The following is a 20,972-nucleotide window of genomic DNA, read 5'->3' on the forward strand; positions in this document are numbered from 1 at the left end:
TTTCAAAATAGCAAAAAAACGCTCTAGCGAGATATTGATCGCTAGAGCGTTTTTACTATCATATAAATCATAATAGTGATACCGATTAACCTTCCTGCATCGCTTCGTTATCAAAGTCTGCTTTTTGAACTTCCATATAATGATCTATAAGTGCAGCCAGGCTCTCTACAACAATATCTGGCCTAATCTCACTACGCTCTACATCTTCCTTAGTAGCTGATCCTGTCAATACAAGTGCTGTCGACATTCCGTGAAGCTTACCAAGCATCACGTCAGAAGCAAGACTATCGCCTACCACCATACATTCGGCTGCTGGCAAACCAAGAATAGATAAAGCTGTATCCGCCATAATCTGTGACGGCTTGCCCATTACTTTAGTCACTTCAACTCCTGTTGCATAGACAATCGCACCAATCATTCCCGCTACATCAATGCAATCGCCCGCTTCCGTTGGAAACATGCGATCTTCATTCGTAGCAATAATTTGCGCTCCAGCTCGTACAGCACGAAACGCCTTATTCAAATCTTCATATGTCAATGATTCATGTAACGTAATAACTAGCCATTTGGCTTGCTCTGGCTTATCCGCAATAATTAGCCCATGTGAACGTAATTCCTCCGCTAAGCCAGGATCACCAAGCGTCCATATCGCATCTTGCGGATAATGATCTCGCAAGTACCTTGCAGTAACGGTTGAGCTTAATACAATTTGCTCGGCAGCTACTTCAATCCCCATAATTGCAAGCTTGTCCTTACACATTGCCCGCGAATAATTTCCACGATTACTAAGAAAAAGAAAAGGAATACCATGCTGCTGCAGCTTACGTAGTCCATTAATTGCACCCGGAATATCCTGTTGCCCCGTATATACCGTTCCATCCAAATCAATAATAAACCCTTTAATATGTTCGCTCGCCATAGTGCATCTCCCCCTAGTGTCCTAATAAGCTTGATGAACGCGATCTACCACGATAGATTTAACCACGTTCTTTCTATCATACAACGGAGTCGCTAGCAGCAACAGATAAACTTCTAAAAACTATATACGCAATGCGGAGCTATGGCTTATGCTTCCGATGTTACTTTTTGTTACTAGAAGTATTACAGGAAGCTACAAATGGCTTATGCTTCCGATGTTACTTTTTGTTACTGGAAGTATTACAGGAAGCTACAAAAAGTTTAAGATGATAAATTTCCACTACTCACATATAACTAACATAAACCAGTTATAATATTCATATTACAGCTATTTTCGCGATAAGCTGACCCCTATCATTACAGTAAGGAAGTGTTATCATGGTCAAACGAATATTTATTATTGTATTAATTGCGATAGTTGCGGTCTTTCTTACTCGATTCGTTGCATCCGTTGTTCAAACTGATAGCTATATTTCACAACTAGATGGAACATATAACAATCAACTAGACCGAAAACATATCATTTTCATTGCACAACAAGTTGACAATCCATTTTGGAAACAAATGGAGCAAGGTGCGAAAGATAGTGCGAACAATTTGAATATCGATATTCAATATATCGGACCTAGTACCAATAATATACAAGAGCAGATACAGCTGTTACAGAAATCTATTGCATCGGCACCTGATGGGATTATTGCCCAGGGGATAGACGAACCCGAATATCTCGACCTGATTGCTCATGCCTCCGCGAAGCAAATACCTATCGTAACCGTAGATATGGATGCCCCGGAGAGTGATCGTATTGCTTATATTGGAACTGATCATCAATTAGCTGGTCAACAGATGGGCGAACTCGTCCTTCAACAAGTTAGTAGCAACACCGAAATTGGCGTTATTATCGGAAGTGAGCAAGCTAGCAATCAAACGATGCGTTTGGAGGCATTTCAAGAAAAAGTAGCTGTACAATCCCTCATTAACATTGTTGATATTCGATCATCTAATATTTCTAAATTAGAAGCAGCGAAGCAAACCGTTGATATGATGAAGAAAAATCCCAACATTAAAATTATCGTTGGTTTTAGCGGCTTAGATGCGATCGGCATTGTCGAAGGACTACAATCGATGGAGAACAACAATGTCGCTGTATACGGTTTCGATAACTTGTCCAATACAGAACAATTACTGTCTCAAGGATTAATTCACGCTTCTATCGTCCAACAACCCGCACAAATTGGCATTCAAGCAATCGAGACGTTGAACCAATACTTTAAGCAAGGTAATGTTCAGAAAAAACAGTATATTAAAACTACCATTGTAACCAAGTGATTGGAGTATGCCCAATGAGCACAAGAAAAATATTATTAATCGCGTTCCCTTTACTATTATTACTAAATAGTATCATTTCATATGTATTATTTCAGAGCAGTTACCGCATTAACGAAAGCTACAATACGATGCTAACCCGAGTGTTGTTATATCAACAAGTTGATGAACAAGTTCAAAGAAATGTAACGCTCATCTCACAATATATCGATCAAAAAGATTCTTCATTATTATTACAGTTGCACAATACCGAACATCTTATAACCCTACAAAATCAGTTACAGTTGCAAATAGTTGATTCTAACTTGTTACTAGAAGTAACGAGCTACCGTAATCTTTTACAATCGTATATGAATAGCGAGCAAACGCTGCTTCCGATGTTAGAACAAGAAGATTCTCTTGTTTATGCTGATTTTTATAACGAAATTAAGCAGTTCTCCACTTTTATTTCTGATGAGAGCTATAACTTAATAAGTAAAGAATTATCAGTATACACAGGATTGTACCAAACCATTATGTTGGAAATTACTCGTATGAAACAATCCGGTATTTATTTGCTTACAGCATCTACTATGTTGAGTCTTTTACTTGCTTATTGGATATCCTCTCTAATAACACGACCGATAAAACAACTTGTTACCGTTGCTGAGAAAATCTCTCATGGTGAGCTGACGATCACACTTCCTAGTTACTCACCAAACAGCGAATTCTACATTTTAAGTGATGCGTTAGAACAAATGAAAATTAATTTACAGAAGATTATGGAATCTGATAAAGAAGCTTTGCAAAAGGATAAGCAGTTACGCGAGTTCGAAATCGCCGTACTACAAAATCAGATCAATCCTCATTTCTTATTCAATTCCTTAAATGTATTATCAAAGCTTGCTCTTATAGAAGGAGCAGAACAAACGAGTGACCTTATCGTAACGATGTCTAATTTACTCCGATATCACTTGCGACAAATGGACAAGCCTGTACCTTTGCGTGATGAAGTTAAGCATGCAGAAGATTATTTCCATATTCAACAAACTCGGTTCCGTGATCGAATTCAGTTTATAATGGATATCGATGATGAACAATTAACGACACATGTGCCTGTGTTAACATTGCAACCGATATTAGAAAATATCTTTATGCATGGCATTGAAGGCATAGAATCTGGTGCTACAATTACTTTGCATATATACGGTGATAACACCTACACCTGGATTGAAATATCAGACAATGGCGCTGGAATGGATGAGAAAACCAGATTGAACTTACTTAATTATGATTCTCCTTCAGAAGAGTCGTTGACACCACAGCAAAGTACAGGATCTACCGGTATCGGAAGTCGCAATGTGTTCAGAAGATTACAGTTACTATATGGCCAGCAGCATGCGGTCGAGATTGACAGTACGCTTGGGGTAGGTACAACGATTAAGCTACGTATTCCCAAACAATAAAATTAATGCTTACGAAGTAACTTTTCATGAGCAAGTAGTTATTACAAGTAGTACATGAAAAGTTTTAGGAGGTTGTATATGTATCGGATACTAATAGCGGATGATGAAGCATTAGAACGTGAAGGTATGGAATGGATTATTAATAATATGATGCCTGGTCAATTTGAAGTTATTCAAGCAGAGAATGGTCGAGATGCGATTCAAAAGGCACTTATTTATAAACCGCATATTATTGTGATGGATATTCGGATGCCAGGAATCGACGGACTGACTGCATTGAAAAGCATTATTAGTGCGTTACCTCATACTCGAATGGTACTACTAACCGCATATGAATATTTCGAATATGCGAAAGAAGCACTTAAAATGGGGGTTAGAGATTATTTCGTTAAGCCAGCAAAGCGCGATGATATTGTAAAACTTTTGCAATCATTAATTAATGAAATTGCAGAGGAGCAAGAAGATCTTCAACTTCAACAACTAAAGGATCAACAGCTTTCAGAATTAATTCCAGTGGTTAAGACAGAACTGGCCCTCGGATTGATGAGTAATACGATAACTGATGAGGATATTAACAGTCTTACCGATAGTTTACAGCTGCATATCGAACAATGTTGCGCTATCGTTATCGCATTGCCACAATCTGATCCACTTCGAAAAGAGCTGTATGAAGTTTACACTCTGCAACTGCAAAAACATTTACCAGACATCTATCAATATGTAGCGAGTACAGTTTTCAATGATCATATCGCCATTTTTATTATGGCGGATAATTCTTTACATACGATGCGAACACATATGGAAGCGATATGCCAAGTACTATTGAACATTGATATGGTCGTCACTGGGTATAATGTAAATATTGCGATAGGCGTTGGGAATATCCATCATGGCGTACCGGGAGCCAGACGCTCATATTTTGAAGCCGTCTTCGCTTCCACTAATGCAAATGTAGACAAACCATTATGTATGTTTCAGGATATGGAACATCAAGGTACTCAGCCTTTAATGCTATCTTCCTCGGAACATATGAGCTATGTTCACGTAGCCATCCAACAAATTCGTCAAGAGCGAGAGCATCAGACGTTTAATATGATTGATCGTGCTACGCATTATATCGAAAAGAATTATGAGCGTGAGCTATCGTTGGAAGAGACTGCTGAGCATGTTCATCTAAACCCGTATTACTTTAGCAAAGTATTTAAGCAGCAAACGGGTGAAACATTTATTGACTACGTTACAAATATTCGAATTCATCATGCCAAACAATGGATGCATAACAAAGAGATAAGCTTAAAGGAAATATGCTACTTGGTAGGCTACAATGACCCTAATTATTTCAGTAGAGTATTCAAAAAAGTGGTTGGTCAAACTCCTTCCGAATACCGTTCAACCGTTTGAAATCGATATTCAAGTATTAGTGTAAGCTCAAATCTTCCTCTAAAAGTTGAATTTATAGTATGAACTTAAAAATGTGCTACTATTGCACAAATAATTGAAGGTATCACATGAAAATCAACGATGATGAACATGCTACAATAACTTACAGATTCATTACATTAAGTTATAGCATCGATTGCATGCTAGAGGGGATCGTATATGAGCACACAACAACAGACACAACACGAAACATCTAGTTTGAAGTTTGTTACACTAATTTCTATTGTAGCTGCCATCGGCGGGTTACTATTTGGTTTCGATACCGCTGTAGTATCAGGAGCTATTGGCTTTATGGAGGTGCGTTTTTCTTTAACCGACTTTCAAGTGGGTTGGGCAGTTTCTAGCTTAATTGTCGGCTGTATTGTCGGGGCAGGATTCTCCGGTATTCTCAGTGATAAATTCGGTCGTAAAAAAACACTTATTGCTGCCGCTATTCTATTCATTATCGGTTCAATCGGATCTGCGATACCTGAAACTTTCGATATGTACATTATTGCTCGCATAATTGGTGGACTTGGTATCGGTCTTACTTCCACAATCTGTCCATTATATAACGCTGAAATTGCGCCTACGAAATATCGTGGTCGTCTCGTCGCATTGAATCAGCTTGCAACAGTTACGGGTATTTTTCTTGTCTACTTCGTTAACTTATGGATTTCTTCAAGTGGCGATCACACTTGGCAAATAGATAGCGCATGGAGATGGATGTTTGGAGTCGGTGTTATTCCTGGCGTAATCTTCTTAATTGCTCTGTTCTTTGTTCCGGAAAGTCCAAGATGGCTAATTAAGAAAAACCGTAGTGAAGAAGCTTCTGTCATTTTGAATAAAATTCATGGTGCTACACTAGCACAAGAAGAACTAGCTGATATTCAGCAATCGTTCAAAAAGAAACAAGGTACCTTCAAAGAATTACTACAAAGTCCTACACTAAGAGCGGCACTTTTCGTTGGTGTTGTCCTCGCTGTTATGCAACAAGTAACAGGTATTAATGCCGTAATGTATTATGCACCCGAAATCTTCAAAGCAGCTGGTGCTGGTACGAACGCTGCACTGATTCAAACGATTCTTGTAGGTTTTATCAATTTCGCTTTCACCATACTTGCGATTTGGTTAATTGATAGGGTTGGTCGTAAACAATTACTACTTGTAGGTTCTGCTGGTATGGCGTTTAGCTTAATCGCCATTTCATGGTGCTTCCAATCAGGAAATACAGATGGCTACTTATTATTAATATTCATTCTGTTCTATGTTGCTTCATTCGCAGTTTCTCTTGGACCTGTTGTATGGGTAATTATCTCAGAAATATTCCCTAACCATGTTCGTGGTATAGCAACTGCAATAGCTTCTATGTCGTTATGGATCGCTGATTATGTTGTTTCACAATCGTTCCCACCGTTGCTTTCATCCGCTGGACCTGCAATAACATTCGGAATTTTTGCAGTACTTTCAATCTTTACCTTCTTCTTCACTTTGAAAAAGATACCTGAGACGAAAGATGTTCCATTAGAGCGTATTGAAACACTATGGAGTAAAAACTAACTTGTAATCTTATATAGTAAGGGCTACATTCGCTATCATAATAATGATAATGGAAGTAGCCCTTCGTTTATGTTGCGTTTCACTTAACGATCTCAATCTCTTTTGCAAACCTTGTAGGATGAATAGTATCCTGTTGAGCATTACTTAGATACGTTATTTTAACTTGCATACCAAGTTCCAATTCTACAGTGGGTTCTAATGTTTTGCTTAAATATTTCATCTAATGTTTTTATAATAAACGTATTCAAGAACAGATCAGTCTTAATCTTGAGCTACTCGCATCTGTCTGCGCTTAGCAATAATGCCATAGCGTGGTGCAATGAAGAAGCTAATTGCAAAAATAATACCCGTTGCAAATGCCATGGCGCCTGAGATGGACGTATCGAGCCATACCGCTCCAAAATAACCGATAAACGCCGACATTACACCGAACAGACTACTCAATATAAGCATCAAATACAATTTATCCGTCCATAAATACGCAGCAGCAGCTGGTGTAATAAGCATGGCAATAACCATAATCGCTCCAACCGCATCGAATGCTGCCACACTTGTTAATGATACAAGTGACATAAATACATAATGCATTAACGTAACAGGAATACCAATACTCGCTGCAAAGATCGGATCGAATGAAGTTAACTTCCATTCCTTATAGAACGCGACCACGAAAAATAAGACGACTAGCAATACGAATAATAAAATAACAACCGCCTCTGGAATTTCTCCTAATAACGGAACATGAACTTTTTCCCACGGGATAAATGTAATCTCGCCCATCAGCGTATGCTTCACATCAAGATGCGCATTGCCTACTTTCGTTGCAATAAGAATAACCCCGATCGCAAATAATGTTGTAAATACGATACCAATCGACGCTTCCTGCTGGACACCCACTTGATGAAACCATTGAATAAGAAATGCAGTAATTAGTCCCGCTACCGTCGCGCCAATTAACATATGCACGCCGCTTAATTGCTGCGTAACTAGATAGGCAACAACAATACCTAGTAATACGGTATGACTGATTGCATCTGCCATCATGGCCATCCGTCGTAATATAAGCAATACACCTACTAAGCCGCATGAAAGACCAACTAAAGATGCGGTTAGAAGTATCCAACCTGTATAACTCATCTTATTGTCCCCTTTCTACGCGCCGCTGCTGAGCTGCTATAGTCACTTGCTTACGTTGCTGTTGACGCTGGATATAGACAACAAGTAGCCCTTTACTCGTACCAAATGTCAATGACACGATGAAAATACTCGATGCTGCAATGACGATAAATGGACCTGTCGGCCAGCCTGAGCCAAGCGTACTAATAAATGTTCCTAGCATCCCCGATAGACCACCGATAGCAGCTGACAGCACGAGAACTAAGTGAAACGATTGCGCCCAATATCTTGCACTAACTGCTGGAATAATGAGTAATGCTGCCATTAGAATAACACCTACCGCTTGAATACCAATGACGATAACAAGTACTAATACCGCTGTATAGATCGCATTCATCGAGCGAACCGAAAGTCCAAGACCTTGCGCAAATGCACTATCAAATAGAAACAGCTTCCATTCCTTATATAGCAAGCCAACGACACATATGACGACTATAGCTAATACACATAGCCACAACACATCACTAGATACCATCGATGCTGCCTGCCCAAATATGAAATTATCCAGTCCACTTTGCCCGCCACCTGGCATTCTATTTACATACGTAAGAAGCATAATGCCGAGTCCAAAAAATACGGACAGAATAATACCCATTGCGGCATCTTCTTTCACCCGTGTAGAAGAAGTTATCCAGCTAATTAACCATGCTCCTAATAGCGCGCTAATGGCTGCTCCTATTAACATTAACGGCATATTTTTACTGCCTGCAACCAAAAATCCAAAAATAACACCTGGCAACGCTGCATGAGATAAGGTATCACTCATTAAGCTTTGACGTTTCCAATAAGAAAGCGTTCCGATTAAGCCCGAAGCCATCCCTAAGAGCAATGTACTAAGCAGTACCCACTGTGCGTTATACGATAAAAATCCGATCATCTCGCCCGCTCCCCCATCCAGCGTAGCGTACCGCCATAGGTAGCATAGAGATGGTCATTCGTGAATACTTTTGCTGTTGCACCATGAGCAATAACTGTCCGGTTAAGCAGTAGCACATGATCGAAATAATCCTCTACCGTCTGTAGATCATGATGGACGACCATGACGGTGCGTCCACGACTTTTCAATTGGTGTAATGTATCCATAATGACACGCTCTGTCGCCGCATCAACACCTGCTAATGGTTCATCAAGAAAGTAAATATCTGCGTCCTGCACTAATGCTCTAGCTAGAAATACACGCTGCTGCTGTCCGCCTGACAATTGACTAATTTGTCGATTACTATAATCCGCCATACCCATTTCAGACAAAGCTTGCATTGCTAGTTCACGATGTTTTTTCTGAGGCCATTTGAACCAACCAACCGTTCCGTATAAGCCCATAAGCACAACATCAAGTGCATTCGTTGGAAAATCCCAGTCCACAGACCCTCTTTGTGGCACATAGCCGATATGTTTCTTCGCTTTGTTATAGGGCATTTCCATGAAAGAAACATCACCTGACAAACGTGGATGTAGATTAAGCATAACTTTAATTAATGTTGATTTCCCAGCACCATTCGGACCGACAATACTCGTTAACGTTCCAGCTTCTACTTGAAAGTCCACCTCTTGAAGCACTTGATTTTTACGATAGGCTGCTGATAAATTATTTACACTAATAACAGGTAGCATCTTACTCACCCTTCCCCATTAACGCCTCATAAATCGTAGTTACATTATGCTTATACATGCCAATGTATGTGCCTTCATCCGTTCCTTCTGCACCCATCGCATCAGAATATAACGATCCACCTAATTGAACATCGATGCCACTTTTTCGTGCCCCTTCGATTACTGCTTGAATTGAGGCTGGATTAATACTGCTTTCGATAAATACTGCTGGCACTTTATGCTCCATTAAAATATCAATCGTTTCCTCAATATCAGTAAGTCCGATTTCTGCTTCCGTACTTAATCCTTGCAGGCCGATAACTTTAATGTCATTCATTCTGCCAAAATAGCCAAAGGCATCATGTGCTGTTACTAATATTCGTTGCTCCTGCGGAATTTCACTGAGCTTCGTTACACTTTGCTGCTTCAAGCTCTCAAGCTTAGCAAAATATTGCTCCTGATTAGCTATAAAATTATCCTTATATTGCGGCTTCATCTCGATTAATTGCTCTGTCGCAGCTGTTAATGCTTGCTTCCATAGATCAATATCAAACCAAATATGCGGGTCAATTGCTCCGTTCACATCACGCAGCAGCTCATCTTTAGCAATACTTTCTCCGATTGCAATAACAGGTTTGGTCTTACTCATTTGGTCAAATACTTTGATCATATTCGCTTCTAAATGTAGACCGCTATAAAGAATCACATCACTTCGATCTAACTTAGAAATATCCCCCGTTGTTGCCTGATATAGATGGGGATCAACACCCGAACCCATTAGACTTGTTACCTTAACATGCTCGCCACCAATTTCCGCTATTGGATCAGCAATTTGAGCGATCGTCGTCACAATATGAATAATATCATCTTCTTCTGTATTCAAGGCTTGATTGGAGCATGCTATTGCACCCCAACTTAAAAGTAACACCATACCGACAAGCATCAGTCGTTGAATTCCCGCTCTTTGTAGCTTCATATTATTTCCTCCTAAACTTTTTGTAGCTTTCTGAAATACTTCTTGGTAACAAAAAGTAGCTACGGAAGCATAAACTAAACTTTTTGTAGCTTCCTGAAAGTCTTTTTTACAACGAAAAGTCGCTTCGTAAGACTGTATCTTATTTTTTTATAGTATACGCCGAATCTTTCCCTTGTGCAACTTTATTTTATAAGGGCAATACTTGTGTCATAACACAACACTTATAGCTATTAGCAATAGTTATAGTCCAAGGCAATTTAATAGTCATATCAGTACTCTACGTAAAGTAAACATTCTAACTTATGCTTCAAGCAATTCAGTATATGCATTCATCGTTTAATAGGCTACTATTCATCTTAATTAAAACTACAATCAAAAAAAAGCTAGCCTCATCAATGGCTAGCTCTCGTCATTAAACTTCATTACTCGCTCAGTGAATGCGGAATCTGGATCGTAACTTTCACACCTTCATTCCGTTTACTCTCGATAGAGATTGTCCCACCTAATGTCTCGGTACGATAACATAATCCGCTTAATCCCATATGCCCCGCCCGCTTCTGTATAAACTCCGGGGTAAATTCCATCCCAACTCCATTATCATAATATTCAATATCTATATGTTTATAATCATCTCGAACATTAATGCTCACTTTCGTAGCTTCAGAATGTTTCATAGCATTACGCAATAGCTCCTGTATGATACGAAAAAGATGACCTTCAATTTCTGAAGAACTACGAAAATTAGCAGTAATATGAGAACTCACCTCAATATTAGATTGGAGATGAACGCCGTCAATAAGCCGCGTTATGGCATCCGAAAAATCTTCACCACTTAATGCAGGAGAGCGTAGCTGTAAACAATATTGTCTTATACTATAAATAATATCTTGCTGATGCAGATGTAACTTCTCCAATTGAACAACGATATCCTCACTCGGCATTGCGGCGTAATCTTTCATCAGGCTTTCAAAGGCTCTCGCAAAAACAATCTGTTCTTGTAAGACTGTATCGTGCAGTTCTTGAGTGTATAAATACTTCTCTTTCTCATGCCAGAGAAACATTTCACGATCTGAAAGCATGATTTGATTATTGATCGAGTTTATTATCATTCCCCCCTAATACAACTAAAGTTCTTCTATATATAATATCATTTAATAGCTTAGATGGGCGTATATTCGACAATACATGACTATCATTCTGTTAAATAGATCGTCATTTCAACTAATAAAATACAATAGGCTCAGTTCCCTTGAAAAGAACCAAGCCTTATATCATTACATTATATGACCTACTTTATCAGGCGGGGATTGGATCTTAGAAAACGAGGCTACCCTTTGCACCGCATCGACAATAATCCGATTATACTATCCATTTTAAATTCAATGAACTGTTCAAGCTCTAGTGACATGTATTCACCCACCTAACTATATTTTCAATTCACGCGTCATAATGATAACTATATTAGTAGCTATTTCTATGTATATGAATCTATAAAGCTATCAGTGCTAGCATCTCAGAACAAATGTTCAAAAAGTTTTGAAGTGGAATAAATGAGGCTGCATTAGACTACGATAAGAAGTAGATAACCTTTTACGTCAGCACGCGTACTAGACTTACATAATATTTACAGCTTAAGCATCGTGATTAACGGTGATGCTTCCGATGCTACTTTTTGTCACTAAGAAGTATTTCGGGAAGCCACAAAAAGTTAGTTTATGCTTCCGATGCTACTTTTTGCTACTAAGAAGTATTTCGGGAAGCCACAAAAAGTTAGTTTATGCTTCCGATGCTACTTTTTGCTACTAAGAAGCAGTTCAGGAAGCTACAAAAAGTTTAGGAGGAATTAATATGATTATTACTACTACACCAACCATCGAAGGACATCCGGTTAGACAGTATTTAGGGCTTACTACTGGCGAGGTTATTATGGGGGCTAATGTTGTTCGTGATTTTCTAGCTTCAATTACTGATATTGTCGGCGGTCGTTCTAACGCTTATGAAAGCAAGCTAGAGGAAGCGCGACATGCTGCTATGGCTGAAATGCAGGAAAAAGCCCATCACTTAGGTGCGAATGCTATTATCGGAGTCGATATCGATTATGAAGTCATTCGTGAAGGTATGCTGATGGTTGCGGTAAGCGGCACAGCTGTTATTATTTAAGTCGACCTTACTCATGGAAGAGATGCGAGCTGCTCAGGCAGCTTGATCTCTTCTTTTTCTTTGTCCGTGTGGTTATTAATGAAAATATTAACTCAGTTACTTTACATATTTCTCTCTACTCGTGGAAATACTTAACTGCATTACCACTATTCATAATGTGCTCAATATGTTTTTCACATAACAACCATGCCGAGCAGCGAATGAGAACTTTAGGGAGGCTATTCATGTGAGTGATCAACAACGATCTAATGACCAGACCTTAACGAATCGACAAGGTCATCCTGTGACAAACAATCAAAGCGTTAGAACCGTTGGCAATCGCGGGCCAATGACTATGGAAAATTATGATTTCCTTGAAAAAGTTAGTCACTTCGACCGTGAACGTATTCCTGAGCGTGTTGTTCATGCACGTGGTGCTGGAGCACATGGTTATTTCCAATCTTATGGTACGGTAGATGGTCAACCTATCTCTACATATACACGCGCAAAAGTATTTACGAATACAGAAGTGCAAACCCCCGTCTTTGTTCGTTTCTCTACCGTAGTTCACGGTGGACAATCTCCTGAAACACTACGTGATCCTCGTGGCTTCGCTGTGAAGTTTTACACTGAGGATGGTAACTGGGATCTTGTCGGCAACAACTTAAAAATCTTCTTTATTCGTGATCCACTCAAGTTTCCTGATATGGTACATGCGTTCAAGCCAGATCCAGTTACGAACACCAATGATATGGAAAGAATGTTCGATTTCCTTTGTAATAGTCCTGAGTCAACGCATATGTTTACCTTCCTCTTCTCTCCTTGGGGAATACCTGCTAACTATCGCCAAATGCAAGGATCAGGAGTTCATGCATATCGCTGGGTTAATGCAGAAGGAAAAGCTGTACTCGTGAAATATCATTGGGAACCGGTGCAAGGAATCCGTAATCTCACGCAGCAAGAAGCCGATGAGATTCAAAAATTAAGCTATGATCATGCTACTCGCGACTTGTATCAAGCGATTGAGGAGGGCAACTACCCTGAGTGGGAATTATTTGTGCAAATTCTTGACGATCATGACCATCCAGAGTTAGATTTTGATCCGCTTGATCCAACAAAGCTATGGTATAAGGATCAAGTTCCGTGGCATAAAGTTGGTAAGATGGTATTGAATCGTAATCCTGAAAACTACTTTACTGAAGTTGAACAGGTAGCATTTGGTACGGGGGTTCTTGTTGATGGCTTAGATTTTTCTGATGACAAACTTTTACAAGGAAGAACATTCTCTTATTCAGATACACAACGTCACCGAGTAGGCACCAATTATTTGCAAGTGCCGATTAATAAACCGAACAAAGTTGTGGCGACCAATCAAGAAGCAGGGCAAATGGATGTTCGTCAAAACTTTGGGCAATATAAAAATCCACATGTAAACTATGAGCCTTCCCTTATGGGTGGATTGAAGGAAGCCGTCAATGATGGTAAAGAACATACACCATTGATCGAGGGCCATCTTGTTCGTGAAAAGATTGATCGCGAGAACAATTTTGGCCAAGCAGGTGAAACGTATCGCCGTCTAAGCGACTGGGAAAAGGATGAACTTATCTCCAATCTCGTTGGAATTCTTGTTACTTGTCGCAAAGAAATTCAAGATCTAATGATTCATAACATTACACAAAGTGATGCTGACTATGGTCGACGAGTAGCGGACGGTGTAAAAACTGCAATAAGCGAACAAACAACGAAAGAAGATCATGCTGTCGAGGCTGCGGAGCAATATAGCCAATCATCTGATCCGTATTAACAACTATAAAAGCCGTACCATTCGTTATTCTTACAATGGTACGGCTTTTTATTACGTGACTTCCCCTCTCCTTTTTCTTCACCTTTCTATCTTTTTCTATTTTGACTTCGTCTAGTAGTATGACTATTCCTATTACTCTTTGCAGATTGTCGACGCATGTTTGTCCATTTCTGACCAGCAAGCTCGGCAATAATAGCTCCTACTAATAAAAACATAATAAGAAAGCTCCAATGTAAGCCCACAAATACATAGAAGTAGATAAAACAACTTAGAAAGCCAAATATCGCTTGTAAAGCATTGGTTATTCTTCTGCCTTCAGACTTATACGTTCTTGCCATGTTCGCCGCCTCCTTGGTAACTATCGCTAACACTCTATATTACTGCCACATATTTCATTACAGACAACCAGAGTTGGTCGTGGTAATATATGTTAAAATACAATTCGCTAGATGGAGGTATTACGATGAATCGAGTCGTTATTATAACTGGTGCTAATTCAGGAATTGGCAAAGCTGCCGTAATGAAATTTGCCACCGAGGGTGACCATGTCATAATGGCTTGCAGAAATATAGAACGAAGCTATAACGTTCAACAAGAGTTAATTTCACTTACTGGTAACAGTGACATTGAGCTGTTTCAACTCGATGTATCTTCATTTGCTTCCATTCAGCAATTCGTTCAGCAATTTAATAATAGATTTGACAGGCTTGATCTACTTATTCATAATGCCGCTTACTTGAAGCATGGTGAGCCACGGTATTTACTAAGCGAAGACGGTATTGAGCTTTCTTTTGCGACCAATGTTGTAGGACCTTATCTATTAACGCAGCTATTGTTACCGCAACTCATTAATGCGAAGCAACCCGCTATTCTACATGCATGTACTACAAATATTAAACATTTCTTCGATCCCAAACGACAAATTGAATTTGATAATATGCGTGGTGAGTATGCTAAGGAACGACCGTTCAATAGCTATAAATTGTACGGGGATTCGAAAATGGCGTTGTTTCTATTAACGATTAAGCTAGCCGAACAATTGAAGGAACAAGCAATTCGGGTCAATGCATTGCAAATTAATCGGGTTAAGCTATCTCCTGAAACGATAGCCAACCTCAGTTCTGGTTATCGCTTTCTGGCAAGGTTACAAAACCCTACCTCGCAACCACCTAGTAGTATGGCGGACCTTTATTACGATATCTGTACTTCTACTAACTATACAGACATCACTGGAGCGCTCATTAACCATCATGGAGTCGTTATAAAGGCTGCAATAAGCGAGAAACCTCACCCTTTCCAACTTATGCGATACCTTACTAGCGACCATTACTATCCCGCATATGCGACCAATCAGACATACATGAATCAGATTTGGGATTTCTGCGAGCAAGCAACGGAAACCGTATTATCCAACCAGATATAATTTCTCAGCTACAATAAACAGCCTGCCATAAATGACGATGATCTTCTAATCATTTCTTAGGGCAGGCTGCTTGTTATGTCATGTAAATAGAGATTTTTTATACAAAATGAGATAGAACAAAGAGTGCAGGTGAATTCCAGTAAATTGTAATTTCGTTCGTAGCATAGCTTTCTGCATGATCGATAAACGCTGCAGCTGGAGCAGTTCCTTGTAGTTGTGCAACTGCAATTTCATCTTGCAGATTTTTGTTGGGACCGCCAGATAACATGCCCGGTACAGGATCTATAACCTTATCGCCAATCGATGGACGATGATGTGGATTCATTATCGGCTTAGAACCATAACCCGATACATAGCTTGTGCCCATAATGTTCATGCCAAAGATATAATGAACATGCTGTACAACAACATCTTCATACTGGGATGTTGATAACAGCTGATCTGCTACTAGTAGCAACATGGCATTGTTCATAATATTCATATTGCTGCCCCATCCATAATGTTCTGGCAGCATAGAAATACCATAGCCATCCTGCTCACTAATCTCTACTAATTCTGTTGCACGTTGCTGTAATCCGTTACGGAGTAATGAAACAGTCTCTACATCTTGACTATGTTCAGTAAGCAAGTAGCATATTGTCCCGTATCCACCCATATCTGCCCAACCAAGACTATATAGATCAAAACCTCGCCCAGCAACTAGCTTTAGAAATACTTCATGGTATTTCGCTTCGCCTGTTGTACGGTATAATTCAGCTGCTGCCCAATATCGCTCATCGCGATCTACTGGATCTCCATATTCACCTGTTCCAACATCAGTTGGGTTGTGGAAATCTGGATAGGTTGGATGGTATTCAATCCATCCCCAAGCTAGCTTCGCCTGCTGCAAGCAATATGCAGCGTAAACTTCATCTATCGGTTGATAAATACGCGCTGCTAATGCTAATGTTGCTGCGAAACTTGCCGTTGCCGTTGCCGATATCGGGGATGCAAATAACGGAGCAAGATCATCTTCTGGCATCATATCGAATGGTGGAAACTGCAATGTCGTTAATTTGTGGTAGACACCACCTGATGCCTGGTCCTGCATACGCATCATCCAATCGAGCTCTACTTTGCATTCATGCAGTACGTCAGCCATGCGCTCATTAGTTTCTGGCAATGGAATCGGGTTCACAAATGCTTGTGGATACCATTCATAGGCTAGCAATAGATCAGCTACTGCTTTTCCTGCTGCAACAATGTATTTACCATAGTCTCCCGCATCATGCCAACCTCCACATCCATCGAATTGATGCTCTGGAGCTCCATGTACATGTACAAGAGAGGTATGGCATGCACCATGACTCCATTCTCCTGCATACTGATCCTCTAACTCAACGCCACAGCGCAAGTAGTAAAATGCTTTCAATAGAGCTCGCTGGGCATCACGATACACTTCATTACCAATGATAAATGGGTATGATTTGTCCCCATTCTCAAGTGCTATATAATAAGTTCCTGGTGTACGATAAGATGAGAAATCCGCAGTACTTACTATTGCTCCTGATGCTTCATCATAATTAGCTGCTGTCGTTGTACTTTGGAATACCTTCTCATTACTATAAAAATCTACTACGTAGAAATTACCTTCCAGCCCTGTAATAACCGCTTTCTTAAGATCCGTTTCTCGATAACCCAACTGGTTAATTGCAATAATAGAATGCATAGATATCATATGATGTCCTCCTAAAACTTTTTGTTTACTTCGTAATACACTACTCAGTTAACGAAAAGTTACTTCGTAAGCATAGTCTGAAACTTTTTGTTAACTTCTTTACTTTGAATTGGATGATTACATTAAATTATCTTATGAACGCGTTTTCATAAAAATCTTTATTTATACTTACCCCTGTCGATTCTCATGCTGTTGGCACATCTATATCACATTATTTTCATTGTAGCACATACACTATTTCTTGCAATCATTTCCATAGAAAATAGAAAGAGCTACTCACTTTACGGAGCGCTCCTTCTATCTGCAACTAGATCTTATTCCAGCAATATAATAATCATTCGACTATGACTACGATCTAATTTGTTGCGCATTATTATTACGTTTTTCTGTAACACTAGAAGTTATCAGTAATGCGAATGAAACGACCGCAATAATAATTACTGTAATCGCTACTTCGGTATTGAACTGTAGCCCGCCGAAATAGAGGACTTCGCGGATACTTGATGCCGCAATTCGCAGTGGAGTCCAGTTATACAGATAGGTTACAGTCATATCAGACAGAAACTGAGGTGCAAGATTCATAATTGGCATGGAGAAGAACATTAGTAGGACGAGTAACCCCATTGCGGGTAGACCAATCCAATTTAACAACGCTGACTGCATGTAGAAGAAGCTGTAGGATACAACAGTTAACCATATCCATATCTCAGCCGCAGATGCAAGCTCCATACCGTACCAAGATGAAGCCATCCATACCACCAATGCCGATGATAATAGCGGTAATATTAATCCTGCAGCGGCTTGCTCTAATCTATTCTTCAAAGGATGGATGATGTTGGTGTTCATTTTTCGTACCAAGAAAAATAGTGCTAATGCAGTTATTAAGTTACTGATCCATAGCATTTGCGTTAATAATCCAGGCGCATTACCCATTGCCTGGCGCTCGCCAATCGGATGAACAATTTGCTCTTCCAACTCAATTGGTGAGATCAGCTCTGCTGCAATCGTTGCCGGAATCACACCACCCGTTTGCGCACTCATCTGACTTAGTAATTGTTGTGATAGTTGCTCATTCATCACGACCAGTACATTGTGTATCACTTGCTTAATAACGCTTGTAGCTTGCGAATTCATTCCTTCATTGTAGATTGCTTTCATACTAGCTTGCCCTGGAGTAGGCGTTGCTAAGGATAACAAGCTCGCACTTAACTCCTTCGGTAATACGATCGCTCCATACACCGCTTGATTATCCAATTGTAGCTGTAGTTCATCTTCAGATGTCATCTGTTCCCACTTGAAAGGTAATTGATTATTAGCTAGCAACTGCTGCGCGATCATAGCTCCCGCATTGTAGCTACTTCCATCAGGCATAGTTACGCCTTCATCTAGGACAATTAGTGCCACTGGAAGCTGTTGTGGCTTTGCACCCGCAATAGAACCGAACATCGCTACCCCGAAAATAATTGTAACGCCAAAAACTGCTAGAATCGCTATAATATAACCTTTATATTTACTCAATTTCATACTTAAACACTCCTTATTTTAATGAACGTCGTGTTGATTAGTGATTATGTTGTCAATTATAATAAGAGGTAGTTGTAATCACAATAATCAATGTTGCGCTAACTGTTAACTAATCAACAGTGGACAGGTCTACTGTTCAATAAGGAGTGAATAAATGACTATTAAGTATGATCGGAGACAGCTGAAAACGAAGCAGCAACTGTTGCTAGCATTATTAACTTGTATAGAACAAAAAGGTCTGGATCATGTGACAGTCACGGACATTGCTAATGCAGCTGATTTGAATCGGGGTACATTTTATCTACACTATCAAGATGTTCGTCATATGGTACAACAGATTATGAATGAGAAGATCGATATGTTAACAGAACTTATTTCGCAAGTCGATCCCTATGAGCATGGTCAATACGCTGATCGAGATCTGCCTTATCCCAAAATCGTTGCTATACTAGAAGAGCTGAGTAGCGATCGCCTTTTTTATACGACTATATTAGGACCTAAAGGTGATCCGTCGCATATATTGCATGTTAAAAAGATATTAACTGACGCTCTATATAATAAATTCGAGCTACATGTTCCCGGCACAGCATCTGCACCTGTACCAACACATTATTTACTTGCTTATATGACTTCTGCAGCGGTAGGTTTGATTATGTATTGGCTTGAGAATGATCTCCCAGAAACTGCTAGTGAGATTGGTGCAATGATTATGAATATAGCCAATCATGGACTAATTGTGTCCGCTGGGCTTCGAGAAAAACCACAAAACAACAAGCTCTAATACATCCGCTGTCGTATAAATTACCTTGTACTAATAGAGAGTATAAAAACAATGCTTATACCATTGAATATGCACCTAGAAATATGTAACAATACGTATGAGAAGAGTTGCTATATTAATAAGCCGACAACTCGATCAATGTAATTCTATCGATATCTATTTGATTATGCTCCCGAAGTATTTTTCTGTACTGGGAAGCAAAGCTAAGAAGCACAGAAAAATTTTAGGAGGAATGTAACGATGAGAACGATGAAGCTAGGAACATCTACATTAGAAGTACCTGTAATTGCTGTAGGTTGTATGCGCATCAATTCACTCGATAAAACTCAAGCTGAGCGCTTCGTACAAGGATCGTTAGAACTAGGTGCAAATTTCTTTGACCATGCTGATATTTATGGTGGCGGTCAATGCGAAGAAATTTTTGCAGATGCGATACATATGAGTGATAATGTTCGTGAGAAGATCATCTTGCAATCTAAATGCGGTATTCGTAAAGGGATGTTCGACTTCTCGAAAGAGCATATTCTAGATTCTGTTGATCAAATCTTACAACGTCTTAGAACAGATTATTTAGATGTACTGCTATTACATCGTCCAGATACATTAGTAGAACCAGATGAAGTTGCAGAAGCTTTTGATAAGCTTGAAAGTAGCGGTAAAGTTCGTCACTTCGGCGTATCTAATCAAACGCCAATGCAAATTCAATTATTGAAAAAGTCTGTGAAACAACCGCTTGTTGCGAATCAACTACAACTTAGTATTACCAACGCAACAATGATTGCTAATGGCTTTAATGTGAATATGGCAAACAGCTCCGCAGTCGATCGTGATGGCGGCATTCTGGACTTCTGTCGCTTGAATGATATTACGATTCAGCCATGGTCTCCATTCCAATATGGATTCTTTGAAGGCGTGTTCCTTGGCAATGAAAAATTCCCTGAATTGAATGCAAAAATCGACGAAATTGCTGCTAAGTACAATGTCAGCAATACAACCATTGCAATGGCTTGGTTGCTTCGTCACCCAGCTAATATGCAGCCAGTAACAGGTACAATGAATCTTGAGCGACTAAGCGATTGCGCTAAAGCAAGCGACATTAAGCTAACACGCGAGGAATGGTATGCCATCTTCCTAGCAGCGGGCAATGTTTTACCTTAAGTAAATTTGATTAGCG

18 protein-coding genes are annotated in these 20,972 nt (G+C 39.6%); 9 read left to right on the plus strand and 9 right to left on the minus strand.

Annotated elements, in window-relative coordinates; all coding sequences use genetic code 11:
- Positions 1 to 85: 85 nt before the first annotated feature.
- Entirely contained in the window at positions 86 to 919 is an 834-nt protein-coding gene (locus AC1TO5_RS15540) for an HAD-IIA family hydrolase (RefSeq protein WP_482063747.1), read from the minus strand.
- Between the two features lie 377 nt (positions 920 to 1,296).
- Here AC1TO5_RS15540 and AC1TO5_RS15545 point away from each other — a divergent pair, with 377 nt between their 5' ends.
- The 4 genes from AC1TO5_RS15545 (at position 1,297) to AC1TO5_RS15560 (ending at position 6,668) form a co-directional block, all read left to right on the plus strand.
- On the plus strand, positions 1,297 to 2,247 hold the full coding sequence (locus AC1TO5_RS15545) for a substrate-binding domain-containing protein (protein ID WP_482063748.1): 951 nt from the start codon (positions 1,297 to 1,299) through the stop codon (positions 2,245 to 2,247).
- Between the two features lie 14 nt (positions 2,248 to 2,261).
- Positions 2,262 to 3,689, plus strand: a complete 1,428-nt coding sequence (locus AC1TO5_RS15550; protein ID WP_482063749.1) for a sensor histidine kinase — start codon at positions 2,262 to 2,264, stop codon at positions 3,687 to 3,689.
- A gap of 78 nt (positions 3,690 to 3,767) precedes the next feature.
- Positions 3,768 to 5,090, plus strand: a complete 1,323-nt coding sequence (locus AC1TO5_RS15555) for an AraC family transcriptional regulator (protein WP_482063750.1) — start codon at positions 3,768 to 3,770, stop codon at positions 5,088 to 5,090.
- 198 nt (positions 5,091 to 5,288) lie between these two features.
- The gene (locus AC1TO5_RS15560; protein ID WP_482063751.1) at positions 5,289 to 6,668 is read left to right on the plus strand and encodes a sugar porter family MFS transporter; all 1,380 of its coding nucleotides are present in this window, start codon (positions 5,289 to 5,291) and stop codon (positions 6,666 to 6,668) included.
- A gap of 261 nt (positions 6,669 to 6,929) precedes the next feature.
- On the opposite strand, the gene AC1TO5_RS15565 is transcribed toward AC1TO5_RS15560, so the two are convergent.
- The 5 genes from AC1TO5_RS15565 to AC1TO5_RS15585 form a co-directional block, all read right to left on the minus strand.
- Complete coding sequence (locus AC1TO5_RS15565) at positions 6,930 to 7,805, minus strand: metal ABC transporter permease (protein WP_482063752.1); 876 nt, start codon at positions 7,803 to 7,805, stop codon at positions 6,930 to 6,932.
- 1 nt (position 7,806) lies between these two features.
- The gene (locus AC1TO5_RS15570; protein WP_482063753.1) at positions 7,807 to 8,721 is read right to left on the minus strand and encodes a metal ABC transporter permease; all 915 of its coding nucleotides are present in this window, start codon (positions 8,719 to 8,721) and stop codon (positions 7,807 to 7,809) included.
- Complete coding sequence (locus AC1TO5_RS15575) at positions 8,718 to 9,455, minus strand: metal ABC transporter ATP-binding protein (RefSeq protein WP_482063973.1); 738 nt, start codon at positions 9,453 to 9,455, stop codon at positions 8,718 to 8,720. Before AC1TO5_RS15575 ends, AC1TO5_RS15570 begins: the two co-directional genes overlap by 4 nt.
- 1 nt (position 9,456) lies before the next feature.
- Positions 9,457 to 10,410, minus strand: a complete 954-nt coding sequence (locus tag AC1TO5_RS15580; protein WP_482063754.1) for a metal ABC transporter solute-binding protein, Zn/Mn family — start codon at positions 10,408 to 10,410, stop codon at positions 9,457 to 9,459.
- A 422-nt stretch (positions 10,411 to 10,832) separates the two neighbouring features.
- Positions 10,833 to 11,519, minus strand: a complete 687-nt coding sequence (locus tag AC1TO5_RS15585) for a sensor histidine kinase (RefSeq protein ID WP_482063755.1) — start codon at positions 11,517 to 11,519, stop codon at positions 10,833 to 10,835.
- Between the two features lie 739 nt (positions 11,520 to 12,258).
- Between AC1TO5_RS15585 and AC1TO5_RS15590 the strand changes: the two genes are divergently transcribed.
- Entirely contained in the window at positions 12,259 to 12,570 is a 312-nt protein-coding gene (locus AC1TO5_RS15590) for a YbjQ family protein (protein ID WP_482063756.1), read from the plus strand.
- A gap of 220 nt (positions 12,571 to 12,790) precedes the next feature.
- Entirely contained in the window at positions 12,791 to 14,353 is a 1,563-nt protein-coding gene (locus tag AC1TO5_RS15595) for a catalase (RefSeq protein ID WP_482063974.1), read from the plus strand.
- Between the two features lie 86 nt (positions 14,354 to 14,439).
- On the opposite strand, the gene AC1TO5_RS15600 is transcribed toward AC1TO5_RS15595, so the two are convergent.
- Positions 14,440 to 14,691, minus strand: coding sequence for a hypothetical protein (locus tag AC1TO5_RS15600; RefSeq protein WP_482063757.1), 252 nt, complete (start codon positions 14,689 to 14,691; stop codon positions 14,440 to 14,442).
- A 125-nt stretch (positions 14,692 to 14,816) separates the two neighbouring features.
- Between AC1TO5_RS15600 and AC1TO5_RS15605 the strand changes: the two genes are divergently transcribed.
- On the plus strand, positions 14,817 to 15,776 hold the full coding sequence (locus tag AC1TO5_RS15605) for an SDR family NAD(P)-dependent oxidoreductase (protein ID WP_482063758.1): 960 nt from the start codon (positions 14,817 to 14,819) through the stop codon (positions 15,774 to 15,776).
- A 97-nt stretch (positions 15,777 to 15,873) separates the two neighbouring features.
- Here AC1TO5_RS15605 and AC1TO5_RS15610 read toward each other — a convergent pair whose 3' ends face one another.
- Together AC1TO5_RS15610 and AC1TO5_RS15615 are read right to left on the minus strand one after the other, a co-directional pair.
- Positions 15,874 to 17,493 carry a glycoside hydrolase family 9 protein gene (locus AC1TO5_RS15610; protein ID WP_482063759.1) on the minus strand — a complete coding sequence of 540 codons (1,620 nt, stop codon included), beginning with the start codon at positions 17,491 to 17,493 and terminating at the stop codon, positions 15,874 to 15,876.
- A gap of 348 nt (positions 17,494 to 17,841) precedes the next feature.
- Positions 17,842 to 19,017 (minus strand): YhgE/Pip domain-containing protein, encoded by a 1,176-nt coding sequence (locus tag AC1TO5_RS15615; protein ID WP_482063760.1) that lies wholly within the window; start codon positions 19,015 to 19,017, stop codon positions 17,842 to 17,844.
- Between the two features lie 154 nt (positions 19,018 to 19,171).
- Here AC1TO5_RS15615 and AC1TO5_RS15620 point away from each other — a divergent pair, with 154 nt between their 5' ends.
- Positions 19,172 to 19,798, plus strand: a complete 627-nt coding sequence (locus AC1TO5_RS15620; protein WP_482063761.1) for a TetR/AcrR family transcriptional regulator — start codon at positions 19,172 to 19,174, stop codon at positions 19,796 to 19,798.
- A 240-nt stretch (positions 19,799 to 20,038) separates the two neighbouring features.
- Positions 20,039 to 20,956 carry an aldo/keto reductase gene (locus AC1TO5_RS15625; protein WP_482063762.1) on the plus strand — a complete coding sequence of 306 codons (918 nt, stop codon included), beginning with the start codon at positions 20,039 to 20,041 and terminating at the stop codon, positions 20,954 to 20,956.
- Positions 20,957 to 20,972: the final 16 nt, after the last annotated feature.

It is taken from the genome of Paenibacillus sp. Y930 (assembly GCF_056786375.1).

Coding starts and splice junctions, on each gene's coding strand:
- AC1TO5_RS15565 (WP_482063752.1), bottom strand. CDS start 7,805: ATGAGTTATACAGGTTGGATACTTCTAACCGCATCTTTAGTTGGTCTT.
- AC1TO5_RS15550 (WP_482063749.1), top strand. CDS start 2,262: ATGAGCACAAGAAAAATATTATTAATCGCGTTCCCTTTACTATTATTA.
- AC1TO5_RS15575 (WP_482063973.1), bottom strand. CDS start 9,455: ATGCTACCTGTTATTAGTGTAAATAATTTATCAGCAGCCTATCGTAAA.
- AC1TO5_RS15560 (WP_482063751.1), top strand. CDS start 5,289: ATGAGCACACAACAACAGACACAACACGAAACATCTAGTTTGAAGTTT.
- AC1TO5_RS15620 (WP_482063761.1), top strand. CDS start 19,172: ATGACTATTAAGTATGATCGGAGACAGCTGAAAACGAAGCAGCAACTG.
- AC1TO5_RS15600 (WP_482063757.1), bottom strand. CDS start 14,691: ATGGCAAGAACGTATAAGTCTGAAGGCAGAAGAATAACCAATGCTTTA.
- AC1TO5_RS15540 (WP_482063747.1), bottom strand. CDS start 919: ATGGCGAGCGAACATATTAAAGGGTTTATTATTGATTTGGATGGAACG.
- AC1TO5_RS15605 (WP_482063758.1), top strand. CDS start 14,817: ATGAATCGAGTCGTTATTATAACTGGTGCTAATTCAGGAATTGGCAAA.
- AC1TO5_RS15625 (WP_482063762.1), top strand. CDS start 20,039: ATGAGAACGATGAAGCTAGGAACATCTACATTAGAAGTACCTGTAATT.
- AC1TO5_RS15555 (WP_482063750.1), top strand. CDS start 3,768: ATGTATCGGATACTAATAGCGGATGATGAAGCATTAGAACGTGAAGGT.
- AC1TO5_RS15545 (WP_482063748.1), top strand. CDS start 1,297: ATGGTCAAACGAATATTTATTATTGTATTAATTGCGATAGTTGCGGTC.
- AC1TO5_RS15590 (WP_482063756.1), top strand. CDS start 12,259: ATGATTATTACTACTACACCAACCATCGAAGGACATCCGGTTAGACAG.
- AC1TO5_RS15570 (WP_482063753.1), bottom strand. CDS start 8,721: ATGATCGGATTTTTATCGTATAACGCACAGTGGGTACTGCTTAGTACA.
- AC1TO5_RS15585 (WP_482063755.1), bottom strand. CDS start 11,519: ATGATAATAAACTCGATCAATAATCAAATCATGCTTTCAGATCGTGAA.
- AC1TO5_RS15615 (WP_482063760.1), bottom strand. CDS start 19,017: ATGAAATTGAGTAAATATAAAGGTTATATTATAGCGATTCTAGCAGTT.
- AC1TO5_RS15610 (WP_482063759.1), bottom strand. CDS start 17,493: ATGATATCTATGCATTCTATTATTGCAATTAACCAGTTGGGTTATCGA.
- AC1TO5_RS15580 (WP_482063754.1), bottom strand. CDS start 10,410: ATGAAGCTACAAAGAGCGGGAATTCAACGACTGATGCTTGTCGGTATG.